At 47.9% G+C, this 20,577-nt stretch carries 15 protein-coding genes; 5 read left to right on the top strand and 10 right to left on the bottom strand.

The features are described from left to right. Positions 1–100: 100 nt before the first annotated feature. From MHH25_RS06155 to MHH25_RS06120, 8 genes are all read right to left on the bottom strand, one after another. Positions 101–1,153 (bottom strand): glycoside hydrolase family 18 protein, encoded by a 1,053-nt coding sequence (locus MHH25_RS06155; RefSeq protein ID WP_340019488.1) that lies wholly within the window; start codon positions 1,151–1,153, stop codon positions 101–103. Between the two features lie 5 nt (positions 1,154–1,158). Further along, positions 1,159–3,792 carry a transglutaminase domain-containing protein gene (locus tag MHH25_RS06150; protein ID WP_340019487.1) on the bottom strand — a complete coding sequence of 878 codons (2,634 nt, stop codon included), beginning with the start codon at positions 3,790–3,792 and terminating at the stop codon, positions 1,159–1,161. A 7-nt stretch (positions 3,793–3,799) separates the two neighbouring features. Then, a complete protein-coding gene (locus tag MHH25_RS06145) occupies positions 3,800–4,825 on the bottom strand; it encodes a carbohydrate-binding family 9-like protein (protein WP_340019486.1) in 1,026 nt (341 codons plus the stop codon). A gap of 63 nt (positions 4,826–4,888) precedes the next feature. Then, entirely contained in the window at positions 4,889–6,175 is a 1,287-nt protein-coding gene (locus MHH25_RS06140) for an alpha-L-fucosidase (protein ID WP_340019485.1), read from the bottom strand. Between the two features lie 49 nt (positions 6,176–6,224). After that, on the bottom strand, positions 6,225–7,820 hold the full coding sequence (locus tag MHH25_RS06135) for an extracellular solute-binding protein (RefSeq protein WP_340019484.1): 1,596 nt from the start codon (positions 7,818–7,820) through the stop codon (positions 6,225–6,227). A gap of 41 nt (positions 7,821–7,861) precedes the next feature. After that, entirely contained in the window at positions 7,862–8,770 is a 909-nt protein-coding gene (locus MHH25_RS06130; RefSeq protein WP_340019483.1) for a carbohydrate ABC transporter permease, read from the bottom strand. A gap of 15 nt (positions 8,771–8,785) precedes the next feature. Beyond that, complete coding sequence (locus MHH25_RS06125; protein ID WP_036668763.1) at positions 8,786–9,757, bottom strand: ABC transporter permease subunit; 972 nt, start codon at positions 9,755–9,757, stop codon at positions 8,786–8,788. Between the two features lie 826 nt (positions 9,758–10,583). Continuing rightward, a complete protein-coding gene (locus MHH25_RS06120) occupies positions 10,584–11,507 on the bottom strand; it encodes an S-layer homology domain-containing protein (protein ID WP_047841909.1) in 924 nt (307 codons plus the stop codon). A 361-nt stretch (positions 11,508–11,868) separates the two neighbouring features. Between MHH25_RS06120 and MHH25_RS06115 the strand changes: the two genes are divergently transcribed. From MHH25_RS06115 to MHH25_RS06105, 3 genes are all read left to right on the top strand, one after another. Continuing rightward, the gene (locus MHH25_RS06115; RefSeq protein WP_340019482.1) at positions 11,869–13,611 is read left to right on the top strand and encodes an ABC transporter ATP-binding protein; all 1,743 of its coding nucleotides are present in this window, start codon (positions 11,869–11,871) and stop codon (positions 13,609–13,611) included. Next, on the top strand, positions 13,604–15,421 hold the full coding sequence (locus tag MHH25_RS06110; protein ID WP_340019481.1) for an ABC transporter ATP-binding protein: 1,818 nt from the start codon (positions 13,604–13,606) through the stop codon (positions 15,419–15,421). Before MHH25_RS06115 ends, MHH25_RS06110 begins: the two co-directional genes overlap by 8 nt. A gap of 104 nt (positions 15,422–15,525) precedes the next feature. Beyond that, positions 15,526–16,026, top strand: a complete 501-nt coding sequence (locus MHH25_RS06105; protein WP_340019479.1) for a hypothetical protein — start codon at positions 15,526–15,528, stop codon at positions 16,024–16,026. A 34-nt stretch (positions 16,027–16,060) separates the two neighbouring features. Here the strand turns inward: MHH25_RS06105 and MHH25_RS06100 are convergent, their stop codons facing one another. After that, positions 16,061–16,492: an Lrp/AsnC family transcriptional regulator gene (locus MHH25_RS06100; protein WP_127547951.1), complete on the bottom strand. Its 432-nt coding sequence runs from the start codon at positions 16,490–16,492 to the stop codon at positions 16,061–16,063. 131 nt (positions 16,493–16,623) lie between these two features. On the opposite strand from MHH25_RS06100, the gene MHH25_RS06095 reads away from it, so the two are divergent. Continuing rightward, positions 16,624–17,376, top strand: coding sequence for an MBL fold metallo-hydrolase (locus MHH25_RS06095; protein WP_340019478.1), 753 nt, complete (start codon positions 16,624–16,626; stop codon positions 17,374–17,376). Positions 17,377–17,907: 531 nt separating this feature from the next. Here MHH25_RS06095 and MHH25_RS06090 read toward each other — a convergent pair. Further along, on the bottom strand, positions 17,908–19,413 hold the full coding sequence (locus MHH25_RS06090) for an alpha-N-arabinofuranosidase (RefSeq protein WP_340019477.1): 1,506 nt from the start codon (positions 19,411–19,413) through the stop codon (positions 17,908–17,910). Positions 19,414–19,592: 179 nt separating this feature from the next. On the opposite strand from MHH25_RS06090, the gene MHH25_RS06085 reads away from it, so the two are divergent. Next, on the top strand, positions 19,593–20,501 hold the full coding sequence (locus tag MHH25_RS06085; RefSeq protein ID WP_221819037.1) for an ArsR family transcriptional regulator: 909 nt from the start codon (positions 19,593–19,595) through the stop codon (positions 20,499–20,501). The last annotated feature ends 76 nt before the right edge of the window (positions 20,502–20,577 follow it).

Here is a 20,577-nt window from a genome sequence, read left to right as displayed (position 1 = left end):
AACAAGGGCCGTCCTATACGTCATGCTCATAACGTATAGGACGGCCCCTTCGTATGTTTTTAGTCCGTAGACATAATCTGATTCGTCGCGGCTGGCGGCCTTATCCGATTTTCCCAGCCGGAAGAACCTTCAGTCCTTGATGCACTGCACCTAGCAAACGGTGAGTTGGATCACAGCCGTACTCCCAGAACATGATCCCGGCCAGACCTTGATCCTTTACGTAATCACATTTGCATTGGATCGATTCTTCATCATCATAAGATATGAGGCTGGACCCATTAAACAAAAACGGTGCACAGGCTTCTTCATCCCAATAACGGGTGTAACCATTCTTGTTAATGTACTTCGCTTCCAGCTCGGCAAATGACGGACCGTAGCCGCCTGTGCTGCCGGCCATTTGATGGAGTCCGTGGTTTCGGTCAGGAACCTCAGTCCAGATCCGGGAATAGAAGGCAGCTCCAATCACAATTTTCTCCTTCGGAACGCCTGCGCAAACAAACAGGTTCACGGAAGCATCCGTACTGATTCGAAACAGATCTCCTGATGGCGTGTACAGATTCGTATGATGTCCGGTCAGAACCTGAAAACCGCCACGCATATCATAGGTCATCAACTGCACGTAGTCCAGGTACTGCTGCACCTCAGCCATCTCTGTACCATCAACGTAGTATTGATCAGCCCCTGCTGCAATGGTCAGCAGATAATGACGGCCATCCGCTTCTCCCTTGGCACTCAGTGCCTCCCGCATCGTCTTGAGAAGTAAGGTAAAATTCCGTTTATCATCTGGGCTGGATGCGATACCAGCTTCACCGTAACAAGGATATTCCCAGTCTAGATCAATCCCGTCAAATGGATATTCCTCCAGCACCCTAACCGCCGAAGTAGCCATGCTGTCTCTCCCCGCCTGGGTTGAGGCGGCCTCAGAGAAACCGCCAGCGCTCCATCCGCCTACAGACAACAGCACTGTAAGATTTGGATGCTCCCGCTTGATGTTCTGGATAACGCGACCGTTTTTTAGATGCTCGGTGGTGATTGCATCATTCTTGACATGTCCGAAGGCTACGTTCAGATGTGTTAACTTCAAGAGATCCTCATGTGTCATGTCGGGGAGAACTGAATCAACAGCATAACCGGCAGCAATATATTTCGTCACTCTCTTCACTCCGATCTGTTCGATGATTGAGATATCGTAGCAGCAATCTGCAAGGCTTCCTTCCCAGTACCAATCTTGTACCCGGAAGCCGAATAACGAACTTGATGCTGAGTATCCAGCACGAACAGATGCGGATAACCTGCTTCATGAGCGGCAGGCTTCGAATTGAAGCCGGACAAGGAAGCATAACTGGAATCTCGTACAAAAACCGTGCGTACAGGCAGCTTTGGATAACCAGCAGGGTCAAAGGCAGCGTTCCATTCCATATCTCCGATCATGAGTACGATGGGTATACCCAATTTATCCAGCGGCTCTGCCAGCTCACACAGTTCACGAATCAGATGTTTGGTCGGTTCCCGCTCCGGTTCAATCCAGGCTGCAATGGCACCCTCCGATCCCAGAAGTTCCTCCAGTTCTACCTCTGAACCATCCAGACGGGTCAATACACTTCCTGGTGCCAATTTACCCAGTACAGGAATATCAACCTCAGTCTCACGATAAGACAATACAACCTCAGTGGTATCTCCGGCGCGCACGGTAAAGTAAACGAATCGTACTTTTGCCGTTCCATCGTTCAGACGAATGCCTGTCGTTAAGCGATAAGCTCCTGCCTCAACCTCATATGGCTCGCTATAGACATTCGTACTGCCATAAGGATAAATCAACGTCTTGTAGACGCCATCTTCCAGACGGGCAAACGAGAAATTTTCGAAATAAGATGCTTCTGGTGTATCCTGCGGAACTTTTATATCCCTACGAAGTTGGAGCAATCCCCAGCTTGTGCTCTCCTGAGTTAGAGGTGAGGTGAGGCTAAACACTGCATCCTTCCAGCCTCTGTCACTTAGATACTGTGGTTTCTGTGCGCTCGGATGTAATCGGGCCGGAATACCCAAACTGCGACATACAGCCACAAACAAAATATCCAGCGACTGAGAGTCTCCCTTCATTAGACTAAACGTCCCTATTGGATTCCCTTTGCCTTTTAGATTAGGAAGATCGTCATAGTATTCATATTGCTGTTCCAGCATTCGGGCAAGTGTCGAGGGATTCTCCCTGAACGCTGCCGCCTCATCTGCCGAAAAGGCATTCTGGAATACACCCCGATAAGGGACCAGCATCTCATAGGAGATCCGCGGACACAGGATGTATCTTACAAACGTATCTTCCGCCCATGATCCTTGCTGCGAGAGCGCACCAATCAGATGATCATCCAGCGTCTGACGAAAGGTATCAATTAAATCTTTTTCATTCATCGACTCCAGCAACCGGAGCGGCCACTCATCGTATGGATTGGAACGTTCCTCTAGGAAAGCTGCAATCTCCCGGCTGTTTCCCCGTGCCTTGCGGAGAACATCCCACACACGTACCGAGGGCAGTCCAACCTTTTTAGCCAGCGAGACAGCTTCCTCCTCACTCAGGAACGTGTCCTCATACTCGCTCCGGGTCTGCGCTCCTTCCTCCAGACGACGATTATGAATCTCAATCTTCTCTTCTGGTAATGCAACCACGACCTCTCCCTCCCTTTCCGGAGGAGGAACCATATCGAAATCTACAATCCCTGTAGGCTGCTCTGATGAGTTCAGCACAAGCTCTACATCCTTATTTTCCTGAGCCTTGAATAGGATCTCACTCCACTTACCGCCGCTGACCGCACGAATCAAAAGGTCACCACAGCCAGTCTTAAAGGTCGCTTCCCCTTGTGCATCCGTCCTAATCTCGGCAATCGGATAGAATTCAGCCGTATTGTACAGCTCAAAACGAACACTCGCGCCGGGTACGGGCTCTCCCTGCTCATTTTTCACCTTCACATAGATGTTGCGTGTGGGCGCATAGTTCTCAAGTAAATTAATTTCCGTATATCCCTTTTCCGAGAGCGTAATATCCTCTGGTCCGGGATAGTCGGCATAGATCCTCGTATTAATCAGCATGGCCCTGCGGGCTGGCGGGCTGAACCACCCTTGGTTCAGACGGGCTTCCGGCTCGCATGCCCCGATGTAATACCATTGACCATCTGCCCAGGCTTCTACCCAAGCATGGTTACTGTCACAGTGAGCCCAGCGTGGTGTGTAGACCTGACGGGCAGGTATACCGATACTGCGAAGAGCGGCTACCGCCAGCGTGGATTCTTCGCCGCATCGACCACGAGCATTCCGGATCATCGTCAGCGGTGATATCGTGCGCAAATCGCTGCCAATATAGGTCGCTTTCTCATGACACCAGTAATTGGTCTCCAGAATGGCATCTGCCATGGATAAGTTCGTAGTCCGCTCGACTAATTCGCCATACATCAAGCCGCGGTAATCTTCAATATTTTCCGTATTTATCCGATAAGGCAGCACAAAATGAAGGAACAGATGATCCGGAACGCGATCTCCCCATGGCACACGTTTGCGGGTGTCCAAAGCCTGGCGCACATGGCTCAAGAACAAGTCCCCGTTATAATCAGCCATGTCGTTTACCGGCATATAGGCATAGACATACTTCAATGCCCATGTCTCTTCTTGTGTTAGCTCCTGCTGAAAAATATGAAACAACTCCGATTTGCGTGCCTCTGCAAAACGTACCTTCTCCTGGAACTTCTGCTCGATTCTCTCCAATGACTGTGCATCAAGGGAAAATACCAAGGTTTGGCTGGTCATAGCATTCTCACTCCTTCCACAGCTTTCCGTCTTCCCGAATACAGATCAAGGCCGTTCCGTCCGAAGACGGCGCAGTAATCTGGAACAGGCTGCGAGTCGTTTCAATTATAGGCTCACAGCTCCACGATTCCTCACCCTTAAGCAGCTTCACATCCTGTGTAAATTCACCATGGGTTTCATAATAATTGCGTTCACGGTAGTAGAGCTTGCGAAGCTCCCATTTGATTCGTTCGTCTTCCGGCAACTCAAACGACTGATCCGTTCCGTCATCCTCCGAGAATACAACATAACCCCATAACTCCGGGTAATGCATGTTGATAATACCCATAGGTGACCAAACCCAGTTGTCCTCCGGATAAGGTTTACCCGAATCTGGATTCAGCACCTTGCGGTACTCACCGTCCTGTACCTCGGTTTGCCACTCCACACGCGAGAAGTTGACACGCCAGAACTCACCCGGCGCAGGTAGACGGTTTCCTTCGGCACATTCCTTTAGACTGGCCCAGGGAATCGCGACTTCCACGCTCCATTTCCGGTTCTCTGCACCAGGTCTGTTCAGTTCCCCATCGATATATACGGCCGTCTTGAGACCGCTGATATCCCAACCGTTAACCGGAGGCCCACCATCCCGATAAGGCTTCACTAACAACAGGTCCCATACCGTATTGAGCGCATTGATCTCGAACTCATAATATTGATGGGAATCCCCGTCGGGATCGATGAAAATCTCGAAGTCATTGTCATAGAAAATAACCGAATCACGTTCAGTCAAAGTAGCCCAGATCTGATCTTCAATCAGCTCGGCAGCAAAATAGAAATAGTCGTCATCCCACAGCATTTTTACCCGTGTTTGTTTCTCTGGCTTCGGACGAAGATCACCTTCGATATCAACGAAATCCTCCGTCCAATGAGCCGCATTCCAAAATGCCTTATCCACACGACCGTCTAACACCAACGGTTCCTGCGCACGCTTGCATATATAATGTTTGGGAGCATACTCAATCCTGGGTTCTGGCACTCCACTTCTGTTCATGTCACTCTCTCCAATTCGTAAGGGAGGGCATGCATCTACCAGCACACGCCCTCCCCGTAATGGTTAGTTGTGGGTGACAACGGCTCCAGAGCCGCCGTACATTTCCAGCTCCTCATTGAATTCGAGCTTAAGAACGGTCACCTGTTCATGCGTGTCCTCCAGGGTCATCTTGATCCACGTTGTCCCCGGGATATTGAACCAAGGCACGCCCCCATGAATCTCATGATTAAGCTCTTTGCCCGAATGCAGCACGGTAATTTTCTTGATCGGATTGCAGAGACCTTTGATGCACACATTCTCTTTTGGATCGTCATACACAAACAGGTACAGCGTCTTTCGATCCTCGGATACGGTGCTTCCCCCCAGATAATAGCGAGGCATAATACCTTCACCCGTACCAAAGACGGCCTCTTCATGGGTTCGGATCCATGCTCCCAGCCCAAGCAGAATATCCTCCTGCCTCTGATCGATGGTGCCATCTTCACGCGGACCGATATCCAGCAACATATTACCGCCCATCGAAATGCAGTCACAGAACATTCGAATGATCTGATTTAACGATTTGTATTTATGATCTGTTGGCACATAACCCCAAGATCTATTGATCGTGGTGCAGAATTCCCAGGGTCCCTCCGGTCTTGTGATCGGAATGCCTTGCTCAGGCGTTTTGTAATCCCCATAACCTTGAAGGCGGGAGTTGATGATGATATCCGGGTTAAAAGATTGCAGATAATGCTTGAACTCCGGCAGATTCCACTGCTCGGCACTCCGTTCCCAGTCCCCATCGAACCACAGCAGATCCACCTTTCCGTAATTTGTTAAAATCTCTTCCAGTTGATGGTTATTGAATTGCAGGAACTTCTGCCACTTTGCCTGATCTTGAACGCCGTCCACAGGACTTGAATGTCGGTTGACACTGCTGAGATCCTCCGGTACTTTTCCACCTTCATACACGCTAGGATAATCCGGGTGTGACCAATCAATGAGCGAGTAATACATCCCCAGATGAATGCCCTTTTCCCAAATCGCTTCCGCATATTCCCTCACAATGTCCCGATTCGCTGGTGTCTGTTTGACAACATTGAGATCGCTATATTGCGTATCCCATAACGCAACGCCATCATGATGCTTCGTTGTTAATACGGCATACCGGGCACCAGACTTCTCAATCAAGTCCGCCCACTTCTCAGCATTGAATTCCGATGCCGTAAAACCATCCAACTGTTTCATATATTCTTCATAGGATATCCTGCCATTATAGAAGGACCAGGATTCCGCAACCCCGTCCACCGCATAGATGCCATAGTGGATGAATATCCCCAGTTTGGCTTCTTCAAACCATTTCTGCATATCTGTCCACACCTCTTTCGAGAGTCCTTATCTGTGAAAAATCTTTAGGTCATTCTCCAGTATTCCAGCGGTCATATGCCCCCTGATACAGTTCGATGATACGGTCACTCCCCATTTTCTTCATCTGTGCAATGTACTTATCCCAGTTCTCAAGTGGTTCTTGGCCTGTCACAAACTTCGCTTCCATCTGTTTGACGTACGTATCCAGGTCAGACAATAGAGCGGTTGCTTCGCTTTGCTCTTCATTCGTCAAATAAACGTTAGGAAATGGTGCTTTTCCGATAGGTACCAACTTCTCTTGATTCTGCTGGTCAATCCACTCATCAAATTCGGTGCGAAGACCCTTCGCTACATCCGGATCATTAATACCCGGTGTCAAGATACCAAAGTTCGGCGTGATTTTACCGCGGTATTCCTCACGATCCCCACCCCCGGGAACGGGGAGCCACTCTTTAACGTGATTTTCCTTGTCTTTGAATTTCCACAGCACACCTTCCAGACCTTGATTAAACAGTGTCGCACCGTCATAGCTGTATAAGTAATCGATCCATCGCATCGTCGCCTCGGGTGACGGGTTGCTGCTTGTAATAGCAAAGGTACCGCGAGCCGACATGCCCGGATGCTTGCCGTATACCGGAGAGTCTGCCACCTCGCTCTTCACTGGTGTCATCAGCGGATGATCCGTGCTAGGTTCACCACCGAGCGTGAAGTATGGATGGTAATCGTTGAACAGTGCAAGTTTGTTGCTTTCACCTTTAGCTTTTTTCTGATCACCTGTTTGAGAGAAGGTCTCATGATCCAGCAAGTCTTCCTTCCACAAGCGGTTCATGAATGTAAGATAACCTTTGTAACCTTCTTCTTGATAAGGATAGTGAACTTTACCGTCCTTATCGGAATAGATGCCTTCGTTGTACATTCCCCAGAAGCCGAAGAAAAACATGCGAAGATCATCCAGTTTTACAGAAGTAAGCGGAATTTCATCTTGCTGGCCATTGCCATTAGGATCTTCTTCTTTTACACGCTTGAGATACGTATACAATTCTTCCGTAGTCTTGGGCTCTTCTACGTTAAGTGCCTTCAAGAATTCCCCGTTGTACCACATTGGGCCTCTATACCACACGGCCGCTTTATCAATGAATGGGAGTGCATACATATGCCCATCAGGTGTTGTAAATGATTTACGAACATCCGGGTTTTCATCGAGGATTTTTTTGATATTTGGGGCGTAACCTTCGTCAATGTATTTTTCCAACGGGATCAGGATGCCCTGGCTGCCATAAGTCACCTGTTCGGCTGGCTTGAGGTCCGCAGCATAGAACATATCCGGCAAGTCTCCGCTCGCGAAAACCAGATTTTTCTTCGTTTCAAAGCTGTCGATTGGTGAGAGCTGGTATTCCAGCTTGATGCCCGACAGTTTCTCCATTTCTTGCAGCACAGGCATCGTGCTCCAGTCGGCTACGCCCGCATCCTGGGACATGACCTTTAACGTTAGCGTTTTGTCTACAATGGGGAAACCTTCCTTTTTGACCCCCTCTACTTTGGTGGTCGTGCTTCCGTCTTCATTGGTTGAACCACAAGCTGCAAGCAATGTTGCGAATAAGGTGAGACAGAGTGTAATGGATGAAGCCTTGCGAAGCTTTTTCATAACAACAACTCCCCTTGTTTAATGTGGTATATGGATTAAGATCATCCCTTAACGGAACCGATCATAACACCCTGTACAAAGTAACGCTGGAGGAATGGATACACCGCAATGACAGGTAGGGTGGCAACAATAATGACGGCATATTTAACCAGTGCAGCGATCTCCGCTTTGGTATTCATCGCCGTGGCTGAAGACGTATCGATAGCGCCTCCCCCTTGAGCAGCCATTTCTTGAAGCACCAGAATCTGGCGCAGAAAGAGCTGTAGCGGGTACTTGGAGGAATCATTCAGATAGATCATGGCACTAAAATAGCTGTTCCAGTGTCCGACTCCATAGAAGAGCGCCATCACTGCAATGATTGGCATCGAAAGCGGGAGCACAATCTTGATGAACAACCGGGTGTTGGTACACCCATCAATATGCGCCGCTTCCTGTAACTCCTTGGGAATGGTCGATTGGAAGAACGTCCGGCATACGATAATATTCCAGATGGATGCAGCCCCGGGCAGAATAAGTGCCCACATGCTGTTCACCATACCAAGATCCTTGACCAGCAGGTAACTTGGGACAAGCCCTCCGCCGAAGAACATCGTTACCATAAACATCGCCATGAAGAATCCGCGTCCCACAAAGTCCGAGCGGCTGAGCGTATAGGCTGCCGGTAGTGTAACAATCAGGTTAACGATGGTGCCTACAACGGTATAGATAATCGTATTTTTGTACCCAATCCAGATGTTGGTGTTCTCAAACACCCGGGCGTAACCTTCAAACGTAATCCCTTTTGGCAGTAGCCACATCTCACCAGAGGCTACATATTTGGGATCACTGATTGAAGCACTGATGATGTATAACAGCGGATACAGCACAATGACGAGCGCTACCGTCAGATAGATGTAATTGCACAATAAGAACAATTTATCACTTCTGCTTTCTTTCACAGCGGATGACATGTGTATTCCCTCCTTTTACCACAGGCTGTTTTCACTGGTGCGGCGTGCAATCTGATTCACGGTAATAAGCAGAATCGCATTCACTACGGAGTTGAACAATCCCACCGCCGTAGAGAAACTGTACTGCGCATCAACCAGACCGGACCGATAGACAAATGTTGAGATGACATCGGACGAGCCCATGTTCAGCGGATTTTGCAGCAGCAGGATTTTCTCGAATCCGACGCCCAGAATACTGCCCATATTCAGAATTAACAAGATGGTGATCGTAGGGATGATCGCTGGAATGTTAATATGCAAAATCCGTTTGAACCGGCTCGCGCCATCCACCACAGCCGCTTCATGCAGTTGCGGGTCCACACCTGATAGAGCGGCAAGGTATATAATGGTGCCCCAGCCTGCACTTTGCCAGACTCCTGACAGTACATACACTGTCTTGAACCACGCAGGGTCCGTCAGGAATTGAGGTGCCTGGAATCCAAGGGCCTGTACCAAATTGACAATCATGCCTGACGAGGGTGATAAAAAGGTAATGATCATCCCCGACATCACCACGACCGAAATGAAATGCGGTGCATACGTGACGGTCTGCACAGTACGCTTGAAGAAGGAATCCTTCACTTCATTGAACGCTAACGCAAGAATGATCGGCAGCGGAAAACCTATGGCCAACTCATACAAGCTGATGCTAAGGGTATTCCATAGTAAATCCCAGAAATAATACGAATTGAAGAATCGGATGAAATGATCGAATCCGACCCATGGGCTTCCTGTGACACCAAGCGTTGGAATAAAGTTTTTAAATGCAATTTGTATGCCGTACATCGGACCATAATGGAATATCAGAAAGTATAAAAAGGCTGGCGCAATAAACAGATACAACTCCCAGTTCCGAATCGTCCTTCTCCATAATTTATTTTTCTTACTGCTCGGATTGGTGTATACCGATAAGTTTTGCGATAAGGCGGACTTCCCATCTGGTTGCATCAGTTGTTTCCTCCTTTTTTGGTAACGCTTACATACCGAGTTTATGGTTCATTGCCTAATCCGTAAATATGCCATTTCAATCTTCACTTCTAAAATCACGGAATATACTGTTACAACAGGGATTTACACTTTTGTTGCCAGCTTGTCATTGTCATTTCGGGGGTATAAAACATGTAGAATTTGACCTATTTCCCTCCTGTAGTTGTCATTGAGAGTTTCATCACATGAACTTGAAAGATGTCAGATCCGAACTTAGGTTAGAAAACAGACCTTAAAGTCAAAACCCACATATACGCATGGGACACGGTATTGATGTCTACAGCCATCATACTGAATTCTAAGGTTTGCAGGTTTCAAGGTTTTACCGACGTGATGCAATGTAATATTATCTATCATATATCTCTCGCGCACTACAAGCCTGTAATGGCTTGCCTTTATTCTATATTTCTCCTCCCTCTTTCGTATATATGTTGTTTTTATCTTTACCTTCAGGATACATAAACGCTTATAAACACTGGAAATATGGAATCATAGTATGTAGATTTTGCACAAGGTGTGGAATCTGAAAATAGTAGATATTTCGGAAAAGATCATTAAAAAAAGCCATTCCACTAACACGAACTGGCTTTACAACCTAAGCAGATTTCCATTTCATTCATAAAAAATGATAGAATAAATAACACAATATGTAATATAAATGATCATATGAAAACCTGTGTACAGTTTCAACTCAAATAAAAAACCACTCTCCATACATGTATGGAGAGTGGTTTGGAAGATACACATCCGTTTTAACCATGTTCAGTTTGTAGGGTTTGCAGTGAATTTACTTACCAGAAGGTTGAGCTTCTGCTGTATACCCTGTTGGGATATCCGTTTCTGCAGTCACATTGGTGATAACCATCGGATACATCATGTCTGGATCAGGTTGAATAATGGAATAGAGCACGATAGCGCGTCCATCCTTCTCCAATTTCACATCATCAATCTTCAATCCATAACCAGGATGCGGCATTTCAGCACTGAGTTTAACTTTGGTTGTTTTGTCATCAACCTTTGTCGTTGTTACTTCAGGTACAATCGCTTGTTGGCCTTCACCTGGATTGGTTGGAGTTGGCTCTGCTGAGCCGCCATTGCCGTGTTTATCCACAAATTCGAGTGCATTAAAGATCATGCTTGCAGCCTCCATACGGGTAAGCGACTGATCTGGACGGAAATTCCCGTCCTTATCCAGTTCAATGATGTTCATGTTCAGCAGGTTCTGGACTGCAGATATGGCGTCCTTACCGATTTTATTTTCGTCCTTAACAAGATTATACTTCATGATGACCGGATAATTCCCGGTTGTGTTAATCCCTTCATTCAGCAAAATGACAAACAGTTCACGCGTCATCTTGCCCTGCGGGTTCACTTCAACCGGAATGGACAGTCCATTCTGAGTAGCGGCCTGCACCGCATCGGCATACCACGTATCCGGACTGATTTTATTCTGAGCGGATGCTTCCGCAAATTCATTTTTCAGACCAAATGCATTCACAATCAGTTGAACACCCTGTGGCTCGGACAATGCAAGATCTGGACGGAACAGATCCGCTGTTACTCCGTTAACAATACCTTTTGATTTCAATGAATCCACAACCGACTTCTGACCTTCATCCTTCACATCTGTGAAAGCAAATACCGATGCACCTCCTGCTGTCAAAGAAACGCAGAGCGCAAGTGTTGCAGCCAATCCTTTTTTATGTTTCATTTCCTGGCACCTCCATATGATTAGTAAAGCCTATTTTTAACCTCTTCATTCCTACAGACGGGGCATCCCTAGAAAATGTTTCAGTAATTTCGACATCTGGTGAATACAACAGGAGAACACGGCATAGAACCCTTCTCCAACGCCGATAATCCGATCACCTGCTTTTTGCTAACTGGCTTCGTTGACATTGATTCGGATTAGCGCAAAAATAAGAATAGAGAAATCTATCGGATGACGGATAAACAACGAACTGGATCGCATACAGTAAGAGGGCACGACGCGCTAATAACAGGTGTCGGCCCTTTTCTTGACTCCACCTGCCTGAACTGACTTCACCTATAACAAAAGGAGAACAACGCTTATGTCCAAGAAAGGATTACTTCGCGGTTATGTTGTGTCGAACTGGCCTGTTTACCTGGTTGCTGTTCTTCTGATCATCGCCTCCAATGTCGGGCAAGCATCTTTGCCCCGCATACTCGGCAGCTTCACGGATCAGTTGATGCAGAACTCTCTTCAGATGCAGACGGTCGTAAGGTACAGCCTGTCCCTTCTGGCTATTGCCATCGGGTATAATCTGCTCTTCGGTACAGGGCAATTCATGATTATGAAGCTCGGTCGACGCTTCGAATTCATGACGCGCGAGCGTATATTCAGTAAGTTTTCCGAACTTAGCGAACATTATTTCTCGAAACAGGGAAACGGAAAGTTGCTCAGTTATGTCATGAATGACGTCACTTCCGTACGTGAAGCGATATCCAATGGCGTGACGCTCATGACCAATGCCACCTTCCTGTTGTTGTCCTGCATTGTCATGATGCTGCTTAGCGGGATTCCGTTGACGCTCATTCTAATCAGTGTTGTTCCTTTGCTGGCGATTCCATTTCTGGTCGTGTTTTTTGGTCCGCGGATTCGCAAGCGCTCTCGCGACGTGCAGGAAGCTCTTGCAACCATGACGGAATCTGCAGAAGAACAGTTGGGCGGCATTCGCGTAACCAAGACGTTTGCTATTGAAGATAGTGCTCGTGCGCGCTTTGGAACTACCGTCGATGAGATCAAGAGCAAACAGCTTCGACTCGTTCGTCTGTCTTCCTTGTTTCAAGCCTTGCTCCCGCTACTGGGAGCCATCTCATTGGTCGTTTCTCTGCTTGTCGGAGGTATTATGACCATGCAGAATTCCATTACACTCGGGAGTTTTGTCGCCTTAACCTTATATCTGCGCATTATTATGGGACCGCTTCAACAGATCGGCAATGTTATTAATACCGTTCAGCGCTCAGGCGCATCACTCGAGCGGGTGAATGACCTGCTCAGCGAAGTAGCGGATGTGCGTGAACTTCCTGAAGCCACATCGCTCCAAACCGTACAAGATATTACCATGGAGAATCTAACCTTCTCCTATCCTGGCAGTTCATCTCCTGCTCTCAAAAACATTCAACTCCATATCCGTGCCGGGCAAACGGTCGGTATTGTAGGCAAGACCGGCTCGGGTAAAAGTACCCTCGTTAAGCTATTGCTGCGTACATATGAACCACCTGAAGGAACAATTCGCATCAATGGTACCGATATTCGGCAGCTGTTGCTGGAAAGTCTAAGATCGCGCATCGCCTATGTCCCTCAGGATGGATTCCTGTTTAGTACCACCATCCGGGATAACATCGCATTCAGCGACCGGGAAGTATCGCTGGATACAGTGGAACATAGTGCACGGCAAGCCATGATCTATGATAATATTGTCCGTTTTCCTGATCGCTTCGATACACTGCTTGGCGAACGTGGACTCACCTTGTCTGGTGGACAGCGTCAGCGAACCAGTCTTGCAAGAGGACTGATCAAGCAAGCACAGTTACTTATTCTGGATGACAGCATGAGCGCGGTTGATGCTGTCACCGAGAGTGGTATTCTGCGCAGTTTGCGCGAGATCGGCAAGGGCAAGACTACATTAATCATCTCTCATCGCATCAGCGCGGTCCGTCATGCGGACGATATTATCGTTCTGGATGAAGGGCGAGTCGCTGAACAGGGAACACATGCGCAGTTGATGGCTGCCAAGGGGTTATATGCGGCCACCTACCGTTTGCAGGAGGAGGGATTACATCATGTCTAACGCTAACGCTGAACTTCACCCAGATGCAGAAGACGATCAGAGTAAACGAACTTCGTTTAAGGCGATGATGGCATACGCCAAACCGCATAAATGGGCTTTTGCCGGTATCTTCTTCTGTTCACTGCTTGGCATATCGGCAGATCTGCTGCAACCCTATCTGGTAAAGATCGCCATCGATGATCATCTGGCCGTGGGCCAGACCAGTGTGGGCTTTCTCGTTCAGCTCGCAGCCATCTTTCTTGGGCTGGCTGTCATCAGTTTTATTTTTACCTATATCCAGAATAATCTGTTGCAGCATGTGGGACAGAACATTGTATCCCGGATCAGAAAGGACCTGTTCAAGCATATCTCCAAGATGTCCATGTCCTTCTTTGACCGTTTTCATATCGGCAGTCTGGTCACGAACGTATCCAGTGATACGGAGACCATCAGCAGCTTTTTCACTCAAGTACTGCTCAGTCTGATTCGGGATGGTATGATGCTGGTGCTCATTATCGTTTTTATGTTCCAACTTGATCCTGTGCTGGCGACATACTCCCTGATCGTTCTGCCTGTCATTGCGGTGGTTGCGGTATTATTCCGTAGTCGACTGCGAAAAGCTTATCAGAATGCCCGTACGCGTCTTTCCCGTCTGATCGCATTTACGGCGGAGAACTTATCCGGCATGTTCCTGATTCAAGCTTTTCACCAGGAGGAAGAACAGAAGAAACGTTTCTCGGAACAGAATGCGCTCCATCTGAAAGCCAACATTGCGCAAGCCCGTTCCAATGTCATCTTCAACCGGACGTTTGATATCCTTGGCAATGCGGCACTGGTCATGATGGTCTGGCTTGGAGGTCGCGCCGTACTGGGAGAGTCCCTGCAAGTCGGAGTACTGTATGCGTTTATCAGCTATATTCGCCAATTCTTTCAACCGATTAACCAGATTACAATGCAGTGGAATACGTTCCAGTCTACTACCGTTTCGATGGATCGCATCTGGAACATTCTGAATACACGGCCTGAAGTTGCTGATCCCAAACCCGGGATGGCCTCCTCGCTTGAACCACAAAATGTGATGGGCCAGATTGATTTTAACGATGTGTCGTTTGGTTATCGGGCAGACCGGCCCTTGATCCAACAGATGAACCTGCACCTCTATCCGGGTGAAATGGTAGGTATCGTGGGAACAACCGGCGCTGGCAAAAGCACACTGATCTCCCTGCTCAATCGCTTCTATGATGTAGACAAGGGCAGTATCGAGATTGACGGTACCGATATCCGGCATCTGCCGCAGGCTAAGCTTCATCGGATCGTGGGTCTGATTCAACAGGAACCCTTCCTGTTCTCCGGCTCCATCATTGATAATGTGAGAATGTTTCGTGAGGATATTACGCGAGAGCAGGCGATTGAGGCCTGCCGGTTTGTCGGAGCACATGCAATGATTTCACGTTTGCCACAAGGATATAATACGCATCTATCCGAACGCGGAAGCGGACTATCCGCCGGGGAGCGGCAGTTGATCTCCTTTGCCCGGATTGTGGTGTTCCAACCCCGAGTGCTCATCCTGGATGAGGCAACCGCCAATCTGGACTCACACACTGAACAGCTCGTGCAGCAGGCGCTGGAATCGGTATCCCAGGGACGCACCACCATTGTCATTGCTCACCGCCTGTCCACGGTGATGCATGCCGATCGAATTCTGGTGATGGAGAATGGGGAGATTGTGGAGGAAGGACCGCACCAGGAACTGATCGCAGCCAAAGGCGTGTATGCAGACTTGTACACCCATGCGCGTGATGCAGGTAAAAATTCAGCTAAATCAGGGTAATGAACCTGAGTTATAGTAAATACAGAACGTTGAACATGCCGCTCTGCTCATGCAGGCGGCCCGTTTGGCATATCGATCAGCATTGTTAATTAGGAGGAACATCTATGCAACAACCCGAAACACCCAAGCGTGACCATCAGCAGATTCGTTACCGACGCAGCACAGCTCTATGGAAGGGAAGTCTATGCTTCCTGTTCCTTCTCTTGTGCGTGAGCTTATTATGGATCATCGTGGACGGACAAGCCGAAAGACTGGAGACGATATACTATTCCATCGCAGCCGTGCTGGGTATGTGGTTGATCGGACCGCTATTCTTCATGTTTGTGTCACGACTAACCAGAACCCCTGCCGTGTTGTTATCCTGGGATGATGATGCGTTGAGCACGGGCAAACGGAAGATTGCTTGGAGCCAGATTCGCAAAGTCGAACTCGCCTCACCTGCCCGCAGCAAGTGGCTCCTGTCTGCTTCTCCCATGTTTGTCCTGTACTTAAAGGACGGCACACGGTCTCATATTCAGACAGATCATCTGCTGAGCAAAAAAGAGCTAAACCAGGCTGTGGCTTTGCTTCAGAGGACTTTGCAGGAACAGAAACAGGATCGTTGAGTACCGGGATGGATGAGGGCAAGTTCCCCACACATCACTGTGATTTCTCTACACCTATAGACAGGCTGACTTTGTAATTGCCGTAAGGTAACAACGCTTCAAGCAGTTGGCCAAGCTGCTCTGTGGTGCCAGTCTGCACCCGCATCAGATAGCAGCCTTCTCCACTGACGCGATGGACTTCAACAATGTCCTTACGATCAGCAATGAATGTACGAAAGGCAGCATGTCTGTCGCCGGAGTTCAAGAAAACTGTGACAAAGGCCTGTAGGCCGAGGCCAAGGCGTTCCGGGTTCCATTTTACCGTGTACCCTTCGATTACACCCAGATCTTGCAGCTTGCGCACTCTTGCACCAACGGCCTGTCCCGTGAGATGAACCTCTTCACCGATCTCTTTGTGAGAACGTTTGGCATCCTGAATCAGAATCTGCAAAATACGTATATCCGTGTCATCTATCATTTCATTCATCTTGCTTCAGCAATCCTTTCACGGTGAAATTAGCGTGGCCTAATTCCATTCATCATGTTATGTACGCCGTTAAACGGGTTGTATACCATATAGGGTAATACTATTAAACAACTCGAAGGAGTGCAAATATAATGAAAATTCAATTGATTCGCAATGCTACACTGTGGCTGGAATACGGAGGGCTGAACATTCTCGTTGATCCGATGTTGATGGACGCCGAAGTCATGCCTGCTTTTCCAAACACACCGAATGAGCTACGTAACCCGAGAGTCGGTCTGCCTGAACTCGAAACGGATTATCTGAATCCGGATCTGTTGATTGTGACACACACCCATCTGGACCACTGGGATGAAGCCGCGGCGAAACAACTTGGCAAAGACATTCCCCTGATCTGCCAGCCTGGGGACGAGAATGTATTTCTGGAGGCTGGATTCACGAATGTAACAGCTGTAGATGAAAAACATGAGCATCACTCTGTCCGATTCGCCCGTACATCCGGGCATCATGGCACAGGTGAAATCGGCGAACGTATGGGCAAGGTGTCCGGCTTCGTACTTGAAGCAGATGGAGAACCTGTCACCTATATTGCGGGGGATACCATCTGGTGTGAAGAACCTGCTGAAGTCATCCGCCAATATACGCCTGAAGTTATTGTCGTGAATGCCGGAGGTGCACGCTTCGTGGAGGGTGATCCCATTACAATGGACGGGCCAGACGTTGCCGCCGTGAAGCGCCATGCGCCATCTTCTCATGTCATCGCTGTGCACATGGATGCGATTAACCATTGTGTGGTATCACGCACGGATCTCGCCACTTATCTGGCAACCGAGCAGATGGATGGTCAGGTGCTCATTCCACGCGACGGCGAAAGTTTTGAGTTTTGAATTTTGAAGCGGAAGCTACGCTGAATCAAAGCTGAAGAGAATTAACCTTTTCACACAGGTGGGTGGATTGTAACGAACTCAGCACACGCTATTAGTCTGTTTTCAGCAAATCTAATATTCTAACGAATCCTAGACACCTTATTTCCGCTCTAGGCACGCTTTTACCGAGATTCATCCGTCTTTTTGTCAGGATAACGTGTCTCCGATTCGTTAAATTTCTACTATAACGATAATCGGCACTATAAGGTGTCCTAGATTCGTTAGCGCGTATGCGTATGACAGGACCATTTACTTCATTTTCAACACACGCCGTTACCTAGCTTATATGCTACCTTGTCTGCCACTTCATCACTCATATCTCCCATGCCTTCCCTTTCCCTATAAAATATAACGAAAAAAGCTGGATGCGATGAACTCGCACCCAGCTTTTTTGATTGAAGGAACACGCTAATCCGCTGTTCGCTGGCTTCCCTCTCAGGCATCAAACCTGCCATTGGGCTCCAACGTGTCCTATCCCTTTACGCTAATCCCCTACTGAACTTTCAAACGAATCACGTTCCATGATGCTTTCGCCAAGCTCGCCGTAATCAGTGTATCGGAGATGACTGCACCACCGCGATTATGAGGAGCAACGCGGTTTGGTTGTGCCGCCGTATTAACTGCTTTGAGATCATCACTTTCCAGCACGATATGCTCGATCACGGTACACTTCCCGAAGCTGCGCAGGTCCACCTCGAGCGGAAGGGATTCTTCCAGATGACGGTTGACTGCGAATACAGTCACTTCACCCTGCTCTTCGTTATGAACCGCAATAGCTTCCAGATAAGGTACATCTGTGATTTGTTTTGTATCGTATTTTGGAGACTGGATCAATGGCACCAATGCTGTTCCACGCCCGAAGAGGGACGTATGCATGAATGGATAGAAGATTGTCTGTCTCCATGAACCACCACCGGTATCTGTCATGATCGGCGCAATCACGTTAACGAGTTGTGCCAGACATGCCATTTTAACCCGATCCGCATGTTTGAGCATACTGATCAACATACAGCCAACAAGCAGTGCATCCTCATGATTGTAGATATCCTCCAGCTGTGGCGGAGCAATCTGCCAAGGGTCCATCTTCGAATCATTTTCATTGGAGTGATACCATACATTCCACTCATCAAAGGACAGATACATCGTCTTTTTGCTGCGTTTCTTGGCTTTGATATAATCACAAGTTGCCTTCACGGTATCGATAAAACGATCCATTTCAAGCGAGCGTGCCAGGAACGTTGGCGTATCTTGCTCTTGATTGCCGTAGTATTGATGCAATGACAGATACTCCACGTGATCATACGTATGATCCAGCACCGTTGCTTCCCATTCCGGGAACGATGGCATATTCAGATTCGAACTTCCGCAGGCTACCAGCTCAATCGTCGGGTCCGTCCACTTCATGACTTTTGCCGCTTCAACAGCTAACCGTCCATACTCATCTGCCGTTTTGTGACCAATCTGCCAAGGACCATCCATCTCGTTGCCCAGACACCATGTTTTAATCGCATGTGGCTGCTTGTATCCATGCTTGATGCGAAGATCACTATAGTACGAACCTTCCGGATGGTTGCTGTACTCCACAATGTTGCGAGCTGCATCCGTACCCCGTGTTCCCAGATTAACGGCCATCATCACTTCAGAATTAGCCTGTTTTGCCCAGTCCACGAATTCGTTAAAGCCAAATTCATTGGTCTCAATCGTTCTCCAGGCCAGTTCCAGTCTGCGTTTGCGTTCTGACACAGGTCCAACCGAATCTTCCCAATTGTAACCGGATACAAAATTACCTCCAGGATAACGTACAATCGGTACATTCAACTCCTTGACCATCTCCAGCACATCTGTGCGGAAACCCTGTTCGTTCGCTGATGGATGCCCTGGCTCGTAAATCCCGCCATAGACGGCACGTCCCAGATGCTCAATAAATGATCCGTACAAGCGCTTATCCACTACACCAATAGTAAAATCTTTATCTACCGTCATTTTTGCTTTTTCCATAATGAATTTCAACTCCCTAAGATTAATATAAAAATTAATTGATATTCTATGGATCAACGTTCATATTTATATTAAAATCGATTGTAGCCTTAATTTCAACCTGAATTTTGCAAAATGTTATTCTTTTTACTGAATTTATGTTTAACTTAATTCTATACAGATAAAATGGAGGAACAATTGTGATTAGAGCAAATACCGATGCCGAATGGCTCCCCCTATATGAAGCACTTGCCAGTGAAGTCCGTCTACAGATCATCCGCCTTGTTGCAGAGACCCCGATGAATGTGAAAGATCTTGCTGCTTCACTGGGTCTGAGTAGTGCCATCGTGACCATGCATGTCCGCAAACTTCAGGATGTAGGCATTATTCAGTCCAAAATGATACGCAAAGACGGCGGCACACATAAAATGAACAGCCTTGCTGTAGACTGGATTGGCATCTCCATGCCGCAGGAAAGTGGGACAGCCCGCAAGCTTCACGAGGTTTCCGTCCCTGTGGGACACTATACTCACTTTGACGTCTATCCGACATGTGGTCTGGCTACATCCAATCATGTTATCGGACAGTATGATGACCCTCGTTATTTTCTCGACCCCGAGCGGATGCATGCACATATTCTGTGGTTTGGCCGTGGGTTTGTGGAGTACAAAATTCCAAACTATATTTTATCCGGACAACAGATCAATGCGATTGAATTGTCCCTTGAGATCGGATCAGAAGCCCCTTCGGTGAATCCGAATTGGCCCTCGGATATTACATTCATGCTGAATGGCATCCGATTAGGGGAATGGACAAGCCCTGGAGATTCAGGCAACGGACGTGGCATGTTCACCCCGGAATGGTGGAGTGACAGTATCAATCAGTACGGCATGCTCAAGGTACTGCGAATTACCAATGAGGGTACGTTTATTGATGGACAACATCTATCCGACATTACACTCGCAGATATCCCGGTCGAACGCAACCAATGGACTCTTCGTCTTTCGGTGGAGGAAGATGCTCAGCATGTAGGCGGGCTTACCTTATATGGCGAGGGATTCGGCAACTACAATCAGGATATCCTGTTCCGACTGTACTATCACGATTGAGTTCTTCAAAATAATAAATAACACCAAAACACCTCCCACTCGCCTGTCAAAGGCAGAATGGGAGGTGTTTTGTATG

The sequence above is a fragment of the Paenibacillus sp. FSL H3-0457 genome (genome assembly GCF_037981725.1).
Classification (GTDB): domain Bacteria; phylum Bacillota; class Bacilli; order Paenibacillales; family Paenibacillaceae; genus Paenibacillus; species Paenibacillus amylolyticus.
The sequence above is the reverse complement of the archived record's forward strand: the minus strand, read 5'-3'. Positions and strand labels throughout refer to the sequence as shown.